Below are 17,898 nucleotides of genomic sequence, written 5' to 3'. Positions count from 1 at the left end.
AGGCGGTGATCCGCGTCAGTCTTTATCCGACTCGGGCGTCGGGTCGTGGGGCGCCTTCGGATCGGCGAACGCCGCGTCGCCCGGGGCGGGCAGGGCCTTCGTCTCGCCGTCATCGTCCTGGCTGCCGTCGGCTGCCCGGCTGTCGATCTGTTCACCGATGTAGCGGATGACGACGGCGGAGACCGCAGCCACCGGCACCGCCAGGAACGCTCCGACGATGCCGAACAACGACGATCCGGCGGTCACCGCGAGCAGCACCACGGCCGCATGCAGGTTCATGCTTCGCGACTGGAGTACGGGCTGCAGGACGTTGCCCTCTATCTGCTGCACGGCGATGATCAGTGCCAGCACGATGAGCGCGGTGGTGAACCCGTTGGCCACGAGCGCGACCAGCACGGCCAGCGCGCCGGCCACGAACGCACCGACGATCGGGACGAATCCGCCGATGAAGGTGAGGATCGCCAGCACCGGCGCGAGCGGCACGCCGAGGATCACCAGGCCGATGCCGATGAACACGGCGTCGATGAGGCTCACGACCGCCTGGGTCCGAATGAACCCGCCCAGCGTGACCCACATCCGTGTCATCACCTCTTCGAGGTGCCGTCCGGCGTTGGTGCCGCTCACCCGGTACAGCCAGGGAAGGAAACGTGGACCGTCCTTGATGAAGAAGAACGTGAGCACCAGCACCAGAGCGAGCGTCACGAGCAGTGACCCAGCGGTGGTCACGCCGGAGAACACGCCGCCTGCAATGGACGCGGCACTGCCTTGAACGCGCTCGACGACCGCGTCCACCGCGTTGTCCAACTGCTCGTCCTGCAGGTTGATCGGCGGACCCTTGACCCAGTCCTGAACCGTGCTGATGCCTCCGGTCGCCTTGTTCGCGAGGTCTGGTACCTGATCGACAACCGACGGCACGACGCCGGCGATGATGCCGCCCACGATTGCGAAGAACAGCACGAGGGTGATCGACGCGGCCGGTGCGGGTGGAATCCCGCGCTTCGTCATCGCGCGGGTCGGAGGCCACAGAATGGTCGAGACCACGATCGCCAGGGCGACCGGCAGCACGATCACCCACATTTTCTGGATGATCCAACCCAGCACGACGGCGCCTGCGGCGATCACGACCAGGATTGCGGACCACTTTGCGAGCCACATTCCCCCGGCACCGATGAGGCTGCCGCGGTCGGGTTTCTTCGACGAAGGCGCGGAGGGACTGGTCCCCCATGGGTTGGATTTCGATTCGGTCAACGCTGGTCCTTCCGACATGTCAGTTCGAGTCGACGTGCCCGACGTCCGTAATCTACGGCGACCATGCCCGGAAGCGGAGGATGAACGGGTTGTCGGATTTGCCCGTCCCGGAGTCCCCGTTCGTGACACGCTCGAAACGTGACATATGGAACGGGCATGTCCCGGAGAACTCGGGTCGCGATGATGCTGATCGCCGTGAGCGCCGGCGTCCTCACCGCCTGCAGTGCGGAAGACGCGCCGACAGAGGACGGGGTCCGCTCCTCGGTGAGCGAGGCAGCAACGAATGTGCAGGACCAGGCCGGCGGTGTCGCGTCGTCCGTTCGGGGGGCTGCGTCCGATGCCGCCGACAAAGCGGGCGAAGTGTTCGACGACGCCAAGATGAGTGCGTTCGTGGGAGCGTTCCGCGCGGGGTATCCGCAGCTGGCCGAAGACCGCGAGACCTCGTCGATCGAGACCGTCGTCACCGAGACGTGCCCGCTGATCGACGGAGACGCGAGCGACCAGGAAGTCAACGAGAAGGTCGGCGAACTCGCGACGAACGGGTCGTCCGTGCCCGACGACGAGCAGGCCGCGCGGATCGCGCAGTTGGTGCGGATAGCGTGCGGGTGAGGCGCCCGTGCGGGGTCTGCGTAGAATATTGAACCCGTGAGCCTTACCCTCGGAATCGTCGGTCTTCCCAACGTCGGCAAGTCGACGCTTTTCAACGCGCTGACCAAGAACGACGTGCTGGCCGCGAACTATCCGTTCGCCACCATCGAGCCGAATGTCGGCGTGGTCGAACTGCCCGATCCGCGGCTGAACCGCCTGGCGGAGATCTTCGGCTCGGCCCGGATCCTTCCCGCCACCGTGTCGTTCGTCGACATCGCCGGCATCGTCAAAGGTGCTTCCGAGGGCGCGGGCCTGGGAAACAAGTTCCTCGCGAACATCCGTGAAGCCGACGCCATCTGCCAGGTCGTCCGTGTGTTCGCCGACGACGACGTGATCCACGTCGACGGTCGCGTCGACCCGCTCGCCGACATCGAGATCATCGAGACCGAGCTGATCCTCGCCGACATCCAGACCTTCGAGAAGGCGCTGCAGCGTCTCGAGAAGGAAGCGAAGAAGAACAAGGATCTCAAGCCGCAGTACGAGGAAGCCGTCAAGGCGCAGGCCGTCCTCAACGAGGGCGCGACGCTGTTCTCGAAGAAGGACACCCTCGACTACGCGCTGCTGCGTGAGCTCAACCTCATGACCACCAAGCCGTTCCTCTACGTCTTCAACGCCGACGAGACGGTGCTCACTGACGACGCGAAGAAGCAGGAACTGCGTGAGGCCGTCGCTCCCGCCGATTGCGTGTTCCTCGACGCCAAGGTCGAGTCCGAGTTGATCGAACTCGAGCCGGAAGAAGCTCAGGAACTGCTCGACTCGATCGGTCAGGACGAGCCGGGCCTCGCCTCGCTCGCGCGGGTCGGCTTCCACACCCTCGGCCTCCAGACCTACCTCACGGCCGGTCCGAAGGAGGCGCGCGCGTGGACCATCCACCAGGGCGACACCGCTCCGCAGGCCGCCGGCGTCATCCACTCCGACTTCGAGCGCGGCTTCATCAAGGCCGAGATCGTTTCGTTCGACGATCTCGACGCAGCCGGTTCGATGGCTGAGGCCAAGGCCCGGGGCAAGGTCCGGATGGAAGGCAAGGACTACGTCATGGCTGACGGCGATGTCGTGGAGTTCCGGTTTAACGTCTAGCGTTATTGACGAGTTTCGTTATATTCTGGTCGGCGTGATCAGATCGTTCGGCAACAAGGGCGCCGAGCGCATCTGGCAAGAGCAGTACGTCAAGAGCGTTGACAGGAACGTGCAGCGAGCGACCCTCCGGAAGCTCGAGTTGTTACACGCTGCGAAGGATCTGGAAGATCTTCGGATCCCGCCGGGAAACCGTCTGGAACGGTTGGTCGGCGATCGTCGTGGACAGCACAGTATCCGGGTGAACGCGCAGTGGCGCATCTGCTTCGTCTGGAGAGATGGAGGTGCGGAAGATGTCGAACTCGTCGACTACCACTGAGGCCGGCATGATCGAGCCGATTCATCCCGGGGAGATCCTGATGGAGGACTTCATCGAGGGCTTCGGGATCACCCAGAACAAGCTGGCCGTATCCATCGGCGTCCCGCCGCGCCGGATCAACGAGATCGTGCACGGCAAGCGGGGTATCACCGCTGACACGGCTATCCGGTTGGCCAAGTTCTTCGGGACGTCGGAGGAGTTCTGGATGAACCTACAGTCCAACTATGAGTTGCGTATCGAGCGGCGGGCGCTGCGGGACAAGGTCGCCGCGATCGTGCCGCTGAAGGTCGCGTGACAGTCACGTCGAAATCAGAGCTTCCCGAGCGGCACTTTGTCCGGCTCGGGCTCCTCGACGACATGGGACCTCGGTGGAGTTCCGCTTCAACTTGTAGTTCCTGCCCTCTGGGGCCTGCGCGCCATCTGTGAGGTACGCAATCCGGCGCACGACGCTGACGCTGCTCCGTGCCGGAAATCAGTGGGGCTCTGGTCGACCGTGTGACGGAATCCGTCGTATCGGGGGCAATTGTCTGCATGACCGCTATTCTGATTCCGGTGGCCCGCGCCACCGACTGCGCTTCCACGTGACGACCACGTGAATCATCGCGGAGAGGCCTGAGCAGTCAGGACATGTCCGGATGGAGTGCGGCGTATCGATACGCCAACTTCATTTCGCCGATGCCCGGCATCGGCTGACGAAGGGACGTGACATGTCGTCGAAGGACGAGAAGAACCTGACGCAGGTGCTCGACAAGATCTCGAAGATGGAAGAGCCGCGACGGGCGGTCGTACAGCGTGTGCACGACATCATCGTGGCTACGGCCCCTACCCTGAAGCCGCGGATCTGGTACGGAATGCCGGCCTACGCAAAGACGGCAGGCAGCCCCGCGCTCGTGACGCTGCGCAACGACGAACGCATGAACCTCGCGATCACCGAGAAGGCCGCGTTCCGACCTGCAGGCGGGACGGACGGGGCGCTGATGCCCGCCGCGTGGTACTTCGAGACCGTCGACGAGGACACCGAAAAACGCATCGCTGAGATCGTTCGTTCGGTGGTCGAGTGAGCCAGGCCTCGCCCGTCGTGGACGGCGACCGATCTCGGATCGTCCTCGGCGAAGATCGAGGCCCGGCGTAGCTGTAAAGGCAGTACGGCGGCGTGTGAAGTCTGCTTCCCGATCGAATGTGACTGGGTAGCATCGCTTCACACGCTGCCGGCTTCGAGATGCGGTGGAGTTCCGCTTCGGCCTGTGGCGGGGTGCGGTTGCGTGCGGATCGGGCGCTGCCTCGTCCGGCAGGGAGTCGTCCCTAACCGGCGACGGGGACCTGGGTTCTGCACTGCCAGCACTCGAACGTCGACTGGTCTGCGTCGACGTTCTGTCGGGCGTTGCAGCGGGGGCACACCACCGGACGCATTCCGTCGGGTACAGGTGCGTTGCCCGGAGGCACGAGCAGGCTGACGATGATGCCGATAACCGGAAGTGCGAAGCCGAGGATGAAGAAGCCACCGCTGCTGCGGTGCCTCTTGGAAGCGATCAGAGCAGAAATCACTCCGCTGACGAGCCCTGCAACGACGAAAAAACCCAAGTGGCCGAGGGATTCGCTGCTCATCTGTTCTCCTGTCGGGTTACCCCGCTTTTCGGGAACGAACTTCGTGCCTGCGGGACACTAACCGACGGATTACGGCGGCCGGGATGCGGCTATTCGACTGCCAGACAGAAATGCAGGGACTGCGAGTCTCGGGGCTTGCGGAGTAACCACTCCGGAGACAGTCCGAGCCGTGGGTCCTGCTCCGTGCCGTCGCCGATACAGGTTCACACCCGGCGGCCAGGCTCCCGCGCTGCCGAGTCGTTCCTAAAACTTGTCCAAGTCGACGGGCGGGAACTCGCCGTAGATTCCCCGGCTGTCACCGTCCAGATACCACTCGTTCTGATGCCTTGCGCGGGCTTCCAGTCGTGATCGTTGCGCTCGTGCCATGTCCGCCTGGTCCTGCCTCTGCTTGTGTGCTCGTTTCCACGCTTTCCCAGCGTGGACACCCAGAAGGCCGAGAACTGCTGTGCCCGTAAGGACGGCGAAGACGAGGACGATGAAGTGCCAGTGTTCGACGATCTGGCCGATGACCACGACGATGAGGACAAGCCCCAGGAACTCTTTCACTGACTGTCCTCTTCGTCCGGTGCCGGGTGTTGTCAGAGACGTATCGGACTTCGCAGTCGTTGTGTTTCATATCGCGGGACAGGTCGCGTGAGCGGAGGCGGCATACAGGGTCTTAAGAGATCGGTGCTTCACCCAACGTGCGTCGCGTGACGAAGCGGCGCGGTGTACCGGTCAGCGGATCTGTGAATTCCACTTGCCGCGCGAGCAATTGGAGAGGCTGCGAATAGTCGTCGGGCGCTTCGGGCAACAGGTCGGGATACCAGCGATCGCCCAGGATGCCGGCCCCGAGCGCCGCGAGATGCACTCGCAACTGGTGCATCCGTCCGGTGCGTGGACGCAGAATCGTGTGCAGCACAGCACGTCCCGAGTTACTCATGCCGGTCCCACACACATCGATCAACGTCTCGGCATTGGGCTCACGAACGTCGTCGACGACGGCCCGAAGCTCTCCGCGATGTACCGCGATGTGGTTGCGGTAGAGGACGGGAAGCGAGCGCCCGCCGAGCGCCGGTGCGTCGGGGTCCCATTCCAGCGGCTGAGCCGACACCGCTTCGTAGACCTTCGTGACCTGGCGGTTCTCGAACAGCGTTTGGTACGCACCGCGGGTTTCGGGCCGCGCGGAGAACATCACCACACCGGCGGTGGCGCGGTCGAGACGATGGATGGGCGTCAGGCCCGGGTTGTCGAGTCGCACCCGCAGTCGGACGAGTGCGGACTCACGCAGGTACCGACCACCCGGAGTGGTCGGAAGAAAGTGCGGCTTGTCGATCACGACGAGGTGGTCGTCGATGTGCAGGATCTCCTCGCGAAAGGGAATCGGCTCCTCAGCCGGAAGGTCGCGGTAGTACCAGACGAAAGGATGTGCACCCAGCGCGGTGTGGCGACCGATCGGGTTCCCGTCGCGGTCCACGATTTCGCCGGCGTCGAACCGTCGGTGCAGCTCGTCGGGGTCGAGATGATCGAATCTCGCGAGGGTGTACTCGGCGATCGTCTTCCACGGCCCTGAGGTCGGTACCTGCAGCCGCGTCGGTCCCACGCCGTCTCTGACGGGAAGCGGTGAGGGCATCGGCACCCGGTAATGATCCCACCGTCGGCCGGGTTCACTGTGCTGCGGGTCGAGACCTGAGGTCAGATGTTCCCGTGGGTGGGCTCGCCTGCCGCTTTCCAGTCCCCGGTGTCGGCGAACGTGCGGAGGACCGTGGTGAACAGGTCGGGATCTTCGATGTTCCACGGATGATGCATCCCGGGTGCGACCCAGGTCTGTAGTTGCGGTAGTGCTTGTCCCAGCGCGCCGAAGGAATCGCGTACGGAGCGCTGTTCCTTCTCGCCCGCGACAGCCAGGATCGGTCCGGTGTACGCGAAAGGTTCGGAAGGAAGCCCGCTTTCGGCGACCTCCCGGAATATGCGGCGGTTGGTGTCCGGGGCGACACGGACGGCAGATTCGACGTACAGATCCCGGTCGTCGGCCGGAATTCCGAAGGCCGCTGCCTGTGCTCGCCAGTACCAACGTTTGCGCCACAACGGGATCTGCGGCGGAATGAGAAAGCGCTCGAGCGGCGTCAATCCGGTGAGGGCGACGCCTGTGATCATGCAACTGCGAACGGGCTGGGGGTGACGGTGTACGAGATGAACGGCGACGAACCCGCCGAGTGACAGTCCGACGACGTGCGCGGTTCCGCCGATTGCGTGCTCGCGGATGATCTCGGCGATGTCGTCGGCGGCAGCGCGCATCCCCGGCCAACGCAGCCCGTAGCGCTCACCGAGCGCCGGCAGGTCCGGGGTAAGCAGGTGACGCTCGGGAAGGCGTTCGATCTGCGGACCCCACATCCAGCCCCCGGCATTGTTGCCGTGGAGCATGACGATCGTTTCGCCGTTTCGTGGGCCGTGTTCCAGGCGCCAGTGCGCGGATTCGGTCATCGGCGGGATTCCGTCTCGACTCGCGCGAATGCTTCGTCTGTCTCGGGGATCCCGGCTGGTCGGCCCGGGCGCGCTGAACGCCACTCGCACGAGGAAGGCTCGGGCGCAACTTCACGGCGCCACTGTATTGGTCGCACATCGGACATGTCGAGTATTGATTCGGAGCACTTCGGTTCGCACGGTGGCCCGTCGTGGTTGAGTGGGCACATGGCTTCGCTCCAGGCGACCGTCCTGAAGAGGGCGGCCCGCAAGATCGCCGGTAGCCACGGGCACGAAGTGATGCGACCCGTCGGAGACGGCACCGAGACACAATTCCCCCTGGCCTACGTCCGGACCGGGCCACGCGGGAAAGTTCCTGTGCTCATAGTGCCCGGCGGGCCGGGACTTGCTTCCGTCCTGCCCTATCGCAGTCTGCGCCGCCGAGCAGAGCGTGCAGGATTCGACGTCCTGATGATGGAGCACCGCGGTGTGGGGTTGTCGCGCCGCGACGTGCACGGCATAGAGTTGCCGAGCGAAGCGGTCACCGTCGACCACGTCATCGCCGATCTCGCCGCGGTCCTCGATGACGCGGGCGTCGAGCGTGTGATCGTCTACGGCTCGTCCTACGGCACATATCTCGCACAGGGCTTCGGTGTCCGGTACCCGGATCGGGTAGCGGGAATGGTCCTCGATTCGCCGATGCTGTCGGTTGCGGACGACATCGAGGGCGCGCGCTCGTACCGGCGCGGGCTGTTTCTCGAAGGGACCGACCCGGATCTGGCACCGGTGGTCGAAGCCGTGCGTGTTGCGCTTGCGAGTGGGGTGCCGGAGCCGGAGATCAACGTGGTCGTGCAGATCGCGTACGAGTACGGGGGACCGGACCTTCTTCGGGAGTTTCTCGTCCAGCGGAGCAACGGACGATTACGGCGCATCTGGAATCGGGTGGCAAACGCCGGCTCGGCCGAAATAGACGGCGGGGGAGCCCCGTTCTTCTTCGAACCCGATCTTGTTTCGCGAATTGCCTTCCGCGAGCTCGGATACGGGCTACCGCCCGACGGTGAACTGCTCGACCCGCAGGAGATTTTCGCGGCCGCCGCCACGCGGCATCCGGAGTTCGTGGGCGAGCCCTTCGACCTTCCGTCGCAGATCCCGGCATTCTCGTGGCCGACCACGGTGATGTCCGGTGGCCGCGACCTGCGGACGCCACGCCCGATCGCGGAAAAGATCGTCGATCTTGTACCCCGCGCGGTGCTGGTGTCGATCCCCGTAATGGGTCACAGCGCCATGGATTCCCACCAGCTCGCGGCGGTATATGTGACAAAGATGATGGCGGATAACAAGTCCGAGTCCGCGGAGGCGATGGAGCTGCACATCGCCGGGCTTCCCCGGCGTGGGGCGGCGAATCTGATGCGGCGAGCGATCATCGGCGCGGTTGTCATCGGTCGGTGGACTGCCGCAGCGGCGTCCCGGCTTCCGTTTCGCGCCGGGTCCTAGCGCCGCCGGGAGGCTTCGGAGAGATCGTCGATAGCGACGACGAACCAACGAGTCAGCTGTGTCTGTTCGCTCCGGTTGCGGCACGGCCCCGGGTCGGCCGTTCATGGACCTTCCGGGGCCGTGCGCTCGGCCGGGCTCAGGTGTTGCCGAACAACTCTTTCAGGGTGTCCGCGATACGGACGGGGCAGTCGTCGCGCAACGCGAAGTCCACATCGGTACCTGCGAGTTCGACGGAGATCTGGGTGACGGGCGCGGCGTCGTCACCGATATCCAGGAGGTGCGTGATCCGTGTGAGAACACCGGCGGCGAGGGTCTCGTGGTCGGTGACGGTGTTCTGCAGGTCGACTCGCACGTACTTGCCGATGTGGGAAAGGTTGAGATCTTCGTGCGGTATTTCGTTCTTCGACATAGAGAGAAATCTACTTTACCGAGTTGGCGAACGGGTGACGGCCGAGAGATCTAACGCCCCCAGTACTGCACCATCGGCTCCTCGGCAAGGGGAGTGGAGCCTTCGGTGATGACAAGCGAATCCGGCGAAATCCGGTACTGCACAGCACCGTTGGTTGCAGTGAAGCCGTCGCCCGACACAACGGGGTCGTCGATTTCTATCGACGTCCCGTCGGCGACACGCACCCCTTTGTAGTACAACCGTCCCACTCCCGTTTCGCAGACCACGACGAGGGACTCGGTGGTCCGGCCGGCCGCGATCGCGGGGTTGGTGTGGTTGCAGCGCGCCTGAGAGACACCGACGAAGCCCTGGGCGTCCGTGTCGGCGAGGGTGGGAGCGGCCGGTGGGGATTGCGCCGAGGTCGACGCTCTGCCGGGAGCGGGGTTGCCGGTCGGTGTCAGTTCGAGTCCCTCGACGCGCAGTGCGACGTCGTCGGGCAGGACCGTCAGGTAACTGTTGCCCATCACGTTGTCGTTGGCGAGCAAGCAGGTGAACTCACCCGTCAGGCACGACAGACGCTCCCAGTAACCGCCGTAGGAGCGAGCGGGGCGCACTGCGTACTCGCCGGGTGCGATGTCGACACCGACCTTGAAGATCCCGTCGGTCGGAAGGCCCTGCGGAACCGGAGCGGTCGGCTCGGTCGCGACCGGCGGTGCTGCGGATGTGGTGGGCGGCCCCGCGGTGACGGTGACCGTCTGCGTCGGCGAACCGGCGGCCGCGGTCTCGTCGGGCGCGGGATCCGAGTCGCGAACGAGGACGACAGCGAGGCCGGCGATGGTTGCGATGATCGCGGCGACGATCACTCCGCCGACAACCCAGGGCCACTTCGGACGTCGGGGCGGCCGCTCGAACGGGGGTGGTCCGTAGCCGTACCCGTAACCATCGGGGGGAGGTTGCGTCGACATCCGTAATTCCTTCGGTCGGGTGCTGTCCTTCCGGGATATCGGTGTCCGGGTGCGGGTGTTACCGGCTTGCACGACGCGGTTCTGTTTCAGTCGGCGTGAGGTTCCGGCGGCCACTGTGCCCGCGTCGTGATGTGAGTGTGCAAGCGAAGGGCCGCGGGAGAGGGGTGGCGTGTGCCCATCGCCAGACCGATCGGGCGGTCAGCGACGCCGTTCACCCGCAACGTCGTGACTCCGCGCTGTGAGATCTCCGCTCGCGGCAGGAGCGCAACGCCGAGTCCTTGCGCGACGAGTGCCCGGATCGTATCGAATTCACTGATCTCGAATGCGATGTAGGGATCGAATCCAGCTGCTCGACAATAACTTTCGAGTTCGGTACGGATGTGGTAAGCGGGCGGGCCGGCGATGAAGCGTTCGTCGGCGAGTTCGCCGAGTTCGACCTGGTCTCGCTCCGCAAGCGGGTGGACATCGGCAACATGAAGCAACAACGGTTGCGTGCCGAGGGGGGTGACGAAGAGATCGTCCGGCGGCGGAATCATCACGGCGAGATCGAGTCGGCCGTCCCGGACCATCTCAGCGAGTGCCTCACCGTGCGCCTGCACCAGGTGCATCCGGATACGGGGCGCGCCGCGGTGGAAGTCCGCGAGCAGGGAGGGCACACTCACCGGCCCCAATGTGAGGGGGAACCCGAAACGGACGACACCGCTGTCGGGATCTGCGTGGTCGCGGACGGTTGTGATCGCGTCGTCGAGTTCCCGGACGGCATCCCGGGTGCGCTCGTGGAGTTCGTGTCCTGCCGTGGTGAGCGACACTCCGCGTCCGACCTGCTGAAACAGGGCCACGCCCATCGCGTGCTCGAGGGCTTTGATGCGTCGGCTGACCGACGACTGCGGCATACCGAGCCTGTCCGCGGCGTGCGTGATGTGCCCTTCTCTCGCTGCTGCGTCGAACGCGGCGAGCAGCGGCACTATCGAGGTCGTCTCGTCGGACAAGAACCGATCCATATTCGGATCGTAATACAGTGAATATCTCATTGGACGGAACGGTCTTCCGCCGCGCACTCTGAAAGCACCTCGAGACGGAAGCAGGTGATGACGTGCAACAGATCCGCGCCACCGATGGACCGACGCAACCGGAGATCTACGACGCCCTACTGATCGGCGGCGGAATCATGTCTGCGACGCTGGGGGCGTTGCTCACACGCCTCGAGCCCGACTGGTCGGTGCTCGTTCTCGAGCGCCTCGACGAGACGGCCGCCGAAAGCAGCGCCGCGTGGAACAACGCCGGAACCGGCCATGCCGGATTCTGCGAACTCAACTACATGCCCGATCCCGCCGATCCGTCCTGCGCCGCGGAAATCGGTGGGCAGTTCCGGATCTCACGTGAGTTCTGGGGATCACTCGTCGCATCGGGCGACCTCGAGGCGTCGTTCTCGAATGCGACACCCCACATGAACGTGGTGTTCGGAGAGCGCGATGTCCGCTACCTGCGGCAACGATACGAAACACTGCGGCGGTCGCCGCTGTTCTCGGCGATGGAATACACCGAGGATCGCGACGTCGTAGCGCGCTGGGCGCCGTTGCTGATGGACGGCCGGACCGGTTCGGAGCGAGTCGCCGCCACACGCTACGAGGGAGGTACCGATGTCGACTTCGGCACCCTCGCCAGGGGACTCTTCCAGATGATGGGTAAGTCCGGTGCGCAGGTACGGACAGGCCATGAGGTGAAGCGGTTGCGCCGCGGCACGGACGGCCGGTGGACGGTGTCGGGGCGCAGCAAGGGCAACCGATTCTCGGTCCGCGCCCGTTTCGTCTTCGTCGGCGCGGGTGGATCGGCGCTCGGACTCCTGCAGAAGGCAGGTATCCCGGAGATTCGGGGTTGTGCCGTCTTCCCGATCGGCGCGCAGTTCCTGCGCACCGAAAACCCCGCAGTCGTATCCCGCCACGAGGCGAAGGTGTACAGCCAGGCGGAGGTGGACGCACCGCCGATGTCGGTGCCGCATCTGGACAAGCGGATGGTCGACGGACGCGGTGCATTGATGTTCGGGCCGTACGCCACCTTCAGCACGCGTCTGCTCAGGCACGGCCGGTTGACGGACCTGTTCGGGACGATCCGCGTGCACAACATCGGCCCACTCATCGCGGTGGGCATCCGCAACGCGGCGTTGGTTCGCTACCTCGTCGGCGAGTTGGCGGCCACGCGGAGCCGAAAGCTGGACAGGCTCAGGCGGTTCTATCCGGCGATGGACGCCGCCGATTGGTCCCTGATCGATGCCGGCCAACGTGCACAACTGATCAAGCCGGATCGGCGAAAGGTGGGGATCCTGCAGTTCGGAACCGAGACCATCACCGGCGCGGACGGTTCCATCGCGGGCCTGCTCGGTGCGTCGCCGGGTGCTTCGGTCGCACCCTCCATCATGGTCGACCTGTTGCGCACCTGTTTTCCCGATCGTGCACACCGTTGGCAGACGGCGCTGCACGAGATGATGCCCGGACTGGTCGGGTCCGTGGGCATCGACCCGGCACCGTCGGAGACCGGGGTGTGAACCGGATACCCGGTCGGTTCACCCGGCCGCGGCGAGTACCTGCTGTTCCAGGGCCGGCCGGGGCTCGAGAATGGCCGAATCGAGCAGCGTCTCGGCCTGTTCGTCCGGAATGGACAGCGCCAGGCAGAGTTCGGTGAGCACACCGTTGCGCGCAGACCGGAGCATCTTCTTCTCACCCAGTGAGAGTCCACACCGGTGCTCACGGCGAGTCAGGTCCCGGACGACGCCTGCGGTGACGAGGAGGTCGCCGAGCCTCAGCTTGTCCTGGTGGTCTTTGAACCTGCGCGACCAGCCGTTGTCTTCGGGGGGTGTGGGTGCGTGGAGAACCTCGAAGAGATCTTTGAGTTCCGTCGTGTCGTAGATTTCCCGGAGCCCGAGTTCCTCCGCCTTGGCGACGGGTACGTCGATCGTGAGATCGGACCGGTGGATGGCGAGTCGGAGATAGGACACTTCGGTGTCTTTGATCTTCCGGTCGAAGATCTCGAGGATGGTTGCCGGGCCGTGGTGGGGGTGGACGACGATCTGACCGGTCGAGAACTGCATGGGGACTGCTTTCTTGTGCACGCGGGTGTCGGAATCGACCGTCCGGTGGGCGTTATCGCGGCACCGAGACGATTGTCGTGCCATCTGCGGGGAAACGCAGTGACGCAGACACGGGGCGCCGCACCCATACGGATGGACGTGCCGGAGCCCGCGAGCCGACTCTTCTATTGTCCCACTTGTCCGACGTGTCGTGGCGGGTGAGATCTCTCACGCGGTGTGTGTCACGGCCGCATCCCCGCCAGAAAAATCGAAACGAGTTGCGGCACAAGGCCGGGCGTCGCCTGGCGAATCGCGTCGGGCTGGGGGCGGGTGATCATACCGATCGCGAGGACGAATTCGAGTGCGCCGAGATCCGGGCGGACGAGTCCTTCGGATCGCGCGGCGGCGAGCAGTTTCTCGACCCCGGCGAGCGTTCGCGCCTGTGAATCACGGACGGGACCGGAGATCTCGTCTGCGACGAAATCGGCCAGTGCCGCGGCGAGGGCACCCAGATCCAAACCCACGAGCCGGTGGACGAAGTCGACCCATGCGGTGTCCGGAGCGCTGCCGATCAGATCGAGTGCCTCGTCGGCGGCGTCCTGGATCTCGCCGAGGATGGACAGCGAGACCTCGTCGGCCAGTGCGGCCCGCGAGTCGAAGTTGCGGTACAGGGTGGCGATCCCCACTCCCGCTGCCTCGGCGATGTGCTCGAGCGCGACGTCGCTTCCTTCTGCGGCGAACAGGCGCCGTGCTTCCCGGATTATCGCCTGGCGACGCTTGGCGGCATCGGAACGCATGAGTTCTCTTTCGTCGGGTGCCGGTGATGGCTGCACGAGGGACGGGTCGTGGTCCATTTGACACCAGATCTCCAACCGGAGGATTATCTTCCGCTATAATCGGAGGAATGTCATCCGGTTAGCCGGGTTCGTTGTGAAAGAAGAGTCGATGTCTCACCTCACCGCCGATACGCCCGCTCGTGACGCGGACCCGTCCACCGTCGTGAACAAGCGCACGCCTCACTCGGCGTTCATGCTGCTGGGTATGACCGCCGGCCTCGGCGTGATCCTTGTTCTCCTGCTGATGGTCTTCATCATGCCGTCGTTGAAGAGCGGGGCGCACGACCTGAGCGTGGGTCTGGCCGGGACGCCCGCGCTCGTCGACGACTTCGAGCAGGCCCTCGTGACCGCCGCTCCCGACGCGTACGCACCTCAGCGGTACGACTCGGAACAGGATCTGCGCGACGCGATCCTCGACCGCGAAATCGTCGGAGGATTCGTCGTCGAAGACTCCGGCGTGCACGCACTGGTCACCAGCGCCGGTTCGGCCACCATCTCCGGCAGTCTCGCCGGCACGGCCAACGCGGTCGGCCGAGTGACGGCGTCGCCGGTCACAGTCGAGGACGTGGTCCCGCTCCCGGAGTCGGACCCCACCGGTGTCGGAATCGGCGGACTGGCCTTCCCTCTCGTGTTCGGCGGCATCGTCCCGGTCGTGGCTTTCCGCAAGATTCTGCCGCGCAGCAACGGTTGGTACCTGGCGGGACTGTTCACCTTCGCCGCCGTCGGCGGGACCATCGTCGCGGCCGTCCTCACCTACGCTTTCGGCAGCGTGGACACGGGTTTCTGGGCAGTGGCAGCGTCTATCGCCATGGGCATCGCGGCACTGGCCTTCCCGCTGGCCGGACTCCAGAAACTGTTCGGAGCCAAGGGTTTCACCATCGGAGCGATGGCCATGATGTTCCTCGGAAACCCCCTCGCCGGAATCGCCACGACCTCCGCGTGGCTTCCGAGCGGGCTCGGCACGTTCGGTCAGATCCTTCCCCCGGGCGCAGCCGGAACCCTCGTACGGTCCGCTGCCTACTTCCAGGGATCGGGTGGACTCGTGGCGGCGTGCACTCTCGCGGCATGGATCGTCGTCGGACTGGCGCTGTACGCAGTCGGTATGCGCCGCAACCGGCCGGACACGTCCGAGGCGACCGCCCCGGTGGCCGCGGCCTGAGGTCCAAAAAGGCTTTGCCCGGTTTTCCGTCCCCGCGTACCGTCTTTGCCGTTAGCCGAGCAAACGAAAGAGGTCACCTCCGTATGGACGCAATCACCGACCGAGACATCCGAGCGTCGTTCGTCAACTGCTCCAAGGGTGAGGCCAAACGGCTCCCGGCACCGCGCGACCTCGCGGACCGCCCGTGGGAAGACCTGGACTTCCTGGGCTGGACCGACCCGTCGTTTCCCGGTCGTGGCTACATCGTCGTCCCTCGCGAGAACGGTCCCGTCGGGATTGCAATGCGCTTCGAGCCGAACGGTTCCGGCAAGTCGCAGATGTGCACGGTGTGTCTGACCACCCACAGCCGCGGCGGAGTTGCGTTGATGACCGCCGCAAAGGTCGGCGACGCTGGGCGGGCGGGCAACACCCTGGGCACCTACATGTGCATCGACCTGGCGTGTTCGCTCTATGCGCGGGGAAAGAAGAAGCCCGCACTCGGAAGCAGGTATCGCGAGGATCTCGAGCCCGAAGAAAAGATCGCCCGCGTACGCGAGAATCTCGACGCTTTCCTCGACAGGCTCACTCACTGACCCGGTCACACCCTGAAACCTCCCGAGCCGGGGACCGGAACTTCGGAATCGGACCGGTAGAAACGGCGAGGGCGGACGCCGCTCACGCGCGCCCGCCCTCGCCGGACTCTCGATCAATCGGGTATTACTTCGCCGCCAGGTCGCTGACCACGCGCTCGGCGAGTGGACGGGACGACGCCGGATTCTGCCCGGTGTACAGATTCCGGTCCACGACCAGGTGGGGCTGCCACGCGTCTCCCGACGAGAAGAGGGCACCCGCCTCCTGCAGACGGTCCTGCAACAGCCACGGCGCCTTACCTGCCAGGCCGGCCTGGACCTCTTCGACATTCGTGAATCCGGTGAGCTTGTAGCCCTCGAACAACCAGCGGCCACCGGAAGCGAACGCGGGCAGTAGTGCGGCGGGCGCGTGGCACACCACCGCCACGACCTTGCCCGACTCGACGAAGTGCCGCAGGAGCTCACCGAACCGCTCGTCGACCGCGAGGTCCTGCATGGGACCGTGGCCGCCCGGGACGAACACCAGATCGAAGTCGTCGGCGTTCAGGTCCTCGAGGACGGCTGCGTTCGCGAGCTTGGGCTGAAGCTCTTCCAGTGTCTTCTTCAGTTCGGCGGACCTGTCCTCGCCGCCGGCGGCATCGGGCTCGAGGCTCGCCTGATCGACCACCGGCGTACGGCCACCGGGAGTGGCGAAGGTGATCGTGTAACCGGCCTGCTCGAACACGTTGTACGGCTCGACCAGCTCCTCGGCCCAGAACCCGGTGGGATGTTCCGTACCGTCGCTGAGCGTCCAGTGGTCGGCCGCAGAGACTGCGAAAAGCAATTTGGTCATGTTGATCCTCTCGGGTTGTTCCCCGTCCTGCCGCATACCCACTGAGGGTCGTGCGGACACGGGTTACTGCCGCACAAACGGCGATTGCCGGGTCCGAAGCTTCCGGACCCGGCAATCGCAGTGGTTCTCGCGCGCTGTCGGCGACTAGCTGAGCACGTCCTGTGCAATCGCAGCGAGGCGCGTCTGAGCAGCGGATACGACGCCGTGACGGTTCTTGTGCGCTTCCTCGTAAGCGACTACCGCACGGATGTCGGATGCTTCTGTGAGTTCCTTCACCGCCGCGACCGCGCTGCTCACGTTGAGCGTGTCGTAGTCCTCGATCGGCAGTTCGTCGGCGGTGAGCACACCGGAGGCGGTGCGAACCCGATGCAGGGTTTCCGCCGTGCTGGTGGCACCTTCACGCCTGCTCACTCGCTCGGCGGTTTCCAGCGCGGAATCCCGGCTCGCGCCCAGGGTCTTGGCGGCGACGTCGCCGGCGTGCGCACCTCGCGTCAGGAGCGACTCGATGCGCGGTCGCGTCGAGCGGGCTACGTCGATGGCGCGGTCGAGCCCGCGCGTGGACCAGGTCACAGGCGTGTTGATCAAGCGCACCGCAACTCCGGTCGCGGCCTGCAGGGGAGTGCGCCGCAACGCTGCGGGGCCTCTGAGTGCTTCTTCGGCGATCACCGTGGTCAGCCACTCGACGGTGGCGCTGTGGGCCTTGATGAGCTTGTCCGCGAGGGACACGATCGACGAGTTGCCGTCGGCCGTCGCGAGTGCCTTGACGTAACGGGCACGGTCGAGCAGTTGGTGTTCGAGCGCGAGATCGCCGAGCAGAGCTTCGTCGAACGGCTGTGCCTGTTCGGCGAGCGACTTCACGGCGGTGGTCGCGCGGCCGAGGACCGGGCCCACCACATCCGGAAGTCCGCCGAGCCCGCGGATGGCTTCCTCGATGGCGATTGCCCGAACGCGGCAGTTCTGGGCGTTTTCGGTCAATTCCTTTCGCACAGCCTCGGTTCGGGCTTGTGCGATGCGGGTTTCGGCCACTTGTGTTTCGGCATGGGTCAGGAGATGAAGAGTACGGAGCTGGGTGAGCAGCGCCGGGGTGTTGGTCTCGGTCATCGTGTGTAGCTCCTTCGGACTTGAATGGTCGATGGGCTCAGCGATGTCACCTCAAACGGCTACCCGACGAGATGGATCCCTAACATCACGTGATGCAGGACACAATCGAGTACGCTCGACGAAGCAGCAAATCCTTTTATGCGGCCCGGTATCC

At 65.1% G+C, this 17,898-nt stretch carries 21 protein-coding genes; 9 read left to right on the top strand and 12 right to left on the bottom strand.

The genetic code is table 11. The annotated features are described in order from the left end of the window. Positions 1-15: 15 nt before the first annotated feature. Positions 16-1,266 carry an AI-2E family transporter gene (locus AC0B44_RS00915; protein WP_471901050.1) on the bottom strand — a complete coding sequence of 417 codons (1,251 nt, stop codon included), beginning with the start codon at positions 1,264-1,266 and terminating at the stop codon, positions 16-18. 138 nt (positions 1,267-1,404) lie between these two features. Between AC0B44_RS00915 and AC0B44_RS00910 the strand changes: the two genes are divergently transcribed. The 5 genes from AC0B44_RS00910 to AC0B44_RS00890 all read left to right on the top strand — a co-directional run bounded on the left by AC0B44_RS00910 (position 1,405) and on the right by AC0B44_RS00890 (position 4,350). Beyond that, positions 1,405-1,857: a hypothetical protein gene (locus AC0B44_RS00910; RefSeq protein ID WP_471901049.1), complete on the top strand. Its 453-nt coding sequence runs from the start codon at positions 1,405-1,407 to the stop codon at positions 1,855-1,857. A 36-nt stretch (positions 1,858-1,893) separates the two neighbouring features. Next, complete coding sequence (gene ychF, locus AC0B44_RS00905) at positions 1,894-2,973, top strand: redox-regulated ATPase YchF (protein WP_471901048.1); 1,080 nt, start codon at positions 1,894-1,896, stop codon at positions 2,971-2,973. A gap of 34 nt (positions 2,974-3,007) precedes the next feature. Continuing rightward, complete coding sequence (locus AC0B44_RS00900) at positions 3,008-3,289, top strand: type II toxin-antitoxin system RelE/ParE family toxin (RefSeq protein WP_471901047.1); 282 nt, start codon at positions 3,008-3,010, stop codon at positions 3,287-3,289. Continuing rightward, on the top strand, positions 3,264-3,584 hold the full coding sequence (locus AC0B44_RS00895) for a HigA family addiction module antitoxin (protein WP_471901046.1): 321 nt from the start codon (positions 3,264-3,266) through the stop codon (positions 3,582-3,584). Before AC0B44_RS00900 ends, AC0B44_RS00895 begins: the two co-directional genes overlap by 26 nt. A gap of 412 nt (positions 3,585-3,996) precedes the next feature. Beyond that, positions 3,997-4,350: a DUF1801 domain-containing protein gene (locus tag AC0B44_RS00890; protein ID WP_471901045.1), complete on the top strand. Its 354-nt coding sequence runs from the start codon at positions 3,997-3,999 to the stop codon at positions 4,348-4,350. 241 nt (positions 4,351-4,591) lie between these two features. On the opposite strand, the gene AC0B44_RS00885 is transcribed toward AC0B44_RS00890, so the two are convergent. The 4 genes from AC0B44_RS00885 to AC0B44_RS00870 form a co-directional block, all read right to left on the bottom strand. Further along, on the bottom strand, positions 4,592-4,894 hold the full coding sequence (locus tag AC0B44_RS00885; RefSeq protein WP_471901044.1) for a hypothetical protein: 303 nt from the start codon (positions 4,892-4,894) through the stop codon (positions 4,592-4,594). A 243-nt stretch (positions 4,895-5,137) separates the two neighbouring features. After that, positions 5,138-5,440 carry a hypothetical protein gene (locus AC0B44_RS00880; RefSeq protein WP_471901043.1) on the bottom strand — a complete coding sequence of 101 codons (303 nt, stop codon included), beginning with the start codon at positions 5,438-5,440 and terminating at the stop codon, positions 5,138-5,140. Positions 5,441-5,552: 112 nt separating this feature from the next. Further along, positions 5,553-6,506 (bottom strand): pseudouridine synthase, encoded by a 954-nt coding sequence (locus AC0B44_RS00875; protein WP_471901042.1) that lies wholly within the window; start codon positions 6,504-6,506, stop codon positions 5,553-5,555. A gap of 62 nt (positions 6,507-6,568) precedes the next feature. Continuing rightward, complete coding sequence (locus AC0B44_RS00870) at positions 6,569-7,357, bottom strand: alpha/beta fold hydrolase (RefSeq protein WP_471901041.1); 789 nt, start codon at positions 7,355-7,357, stop codon at positions 6,569-6,571. 207 nt (positions 7,358-7,564) lie between these two features. Here AC0B44_RS00870 and AC0B44_RS00865 point away from each other — a divergent pair, with 207 nt between their 5' ends. Continuing rightward, entirely contained in the window at positions 7,565-8,830 is a 1,266-nt protein-coding gene (locus tag AC0B44_RS00865; protein WP_471901040.1) for an alpha/beta hydrolase, read from the top strand. A 136-nt stretch (positions 8,831-8,966) separates the two neighbouring features. On the opposite strand, the gene AC0B44_RS00860 is transcribed toward AC0B44_RS00865, so the two are convergent. From AC0B44_RS00860 to AC0B44_RS00850, 3 genes are all read right to left on the bottom strand, one after another. Continuing rightward, entirely contained in the window at positions 8,967-9,239 is a 273-nt protein-coding gene (locus AC0B44_RS00860) for a hypothetical protein (protein ID WP_471901039.1), read from the bottom strand. 50 nt (positions 9,240-9,289) lie between these two features. Beyond that, positions 9,290-10,183, bottom strand: a complete 894-nt coding sequence (locus tag AC0B44_RS00855; RefSeq protein ID WP_471901038.1) for a hypothetical protein — start codon at positions 10,181-10,183, stop codon at positions 9,290-9,292. Positions 10,184-10,269: 86 nt separating this feature from the next. After that, the gene (locus AC0B44_RS00850; protein ID WP_471901037.1) at positions 10,270-11,184 is read right to left on the bottom strand and encodes a LysR family transcriptional regulator; all 915 of its coding nucleotides are present in this window, start codon (positions 11,182-11,184) and stop codon (positions 10,270-10,272) included. A gap of 92 nt (positions 11,185-11,276) precedes the next feature. Between AC0B44_RS00850 and mqo the strand changes: the two genes are divergently transcribed. Continuing rightward, a complete protein-coding gene (gene mqo, locus AC0B44_RS00845) occupies positions 11,277-12,725 on the top strand; it encodes a malate dehydrogenase (quinone) (RefSeq protein ID WP_471901036.1) in 1,449 nt (482 codons plus the stop codon). A gap of 18 nt (positions 12,726-12,743) precedes the next feature. Here the strand turns inward: mqo and AC0B44_RS00840 are convergent, their stop codons facing one another. Next, positions 12,744-13,268 (bottom strand): CarD family transcriptional regulator, encoded by a 525-nt coding sequence (locus AC0B44_RS00840; protein ID WP_471901035.1) that lies wholly within the window; start codon positions 13,266-13,268, stop codon positions 12,744-12,746. 221 nt (positions 13,269-13,489) lie between these two features. Then, positions 13,490-14,044 carry a TetR/AcrR family transcriptional regulator gene (locus tag AC0B44_RS00835; protein ID WP_471901034.1) on the bottom strand — a complete coding sequence of 185 codons (555 nt, stop codon included), beginning with the start codon at positions 14,042-14,044 and terminating at the stop codon, positions 13,490-13,492. A 148-nt stretch (positions 14,045-14,192) separates the two neighbouring features. Between AC0B44_RS00835 and AC0B44_RS00830 the strand changes: the two genes are divergently transcribed. Both AC0B44_RS00830 and AC0B44_RS00825 read left to right on the top strand, forming a co-directional pair. Beyond that, positions 14,193-15,242 carry an ABC transporter permease gene (locus AC0B44_RS00830; RefSeq protein WP_471901033.1) on the top strand — a complete coding sequence of 350 codons (1,050 nt, stop codon included), beginning with the start codon at positions 14,193-14,195 and terminating at the stop codon, positions 15,240-15,242. Between the two features lie 83 nt (positions 15,243-15,325). Then, a complete protein-coding gene (locus tag AC0B44_RS00825; RefSeq protein WP_471901032.1) occupies positions 15,326-15,814 on the top strand; it encodes an FBP domain-containing protein in 489 nt (162 codons plus the stop codon). A 124-nt stretch (positions 15,815-15,938) separates the two neighbouring features. Here the strand turns inward: AC0B44_RS00825 and AC0B44_RS00820 are convergent, their stop codons facing one another. Both AC0B44_RS00820 and AC0B44_RS00815 read right to left on the bottom strand, forming a co-directional pair. Beyond that, positions 15,939-16,643 carry a type 1 glutamine amidotransferase domain-containing protein gene (locus tag AC0B44_RS00820; protein WP_471901031.1) on the bottom strand — a complete coding sequence of 235 codons (705 nt, stop codon included), beginning with the start codon at positions 16,641-16,643 and terminating at the stop codon, positions 15,939-15,941. Positions 16,644-16,787: 144 nt separating this feature from the next. Next, complete coding sequence (locus AC0B44_RS00815; protein WP_471901030.1) at positions 16,788-17,744, bottom strand: DUF8129 domain-containing protein; 957 nt, start codon at positions 17,742-17,744, stop codon at positions 16,788-16,790. Positions 17,745-17,898 lie beyond the last annotated feature (154 nt).

It is taken from the genome of Rhodococcus sp. NPDC019050 (genome assembly GCF_055664235.1).
This window is presented reverse-complemented; position numbering and strand designations above follow the sequence as displayed.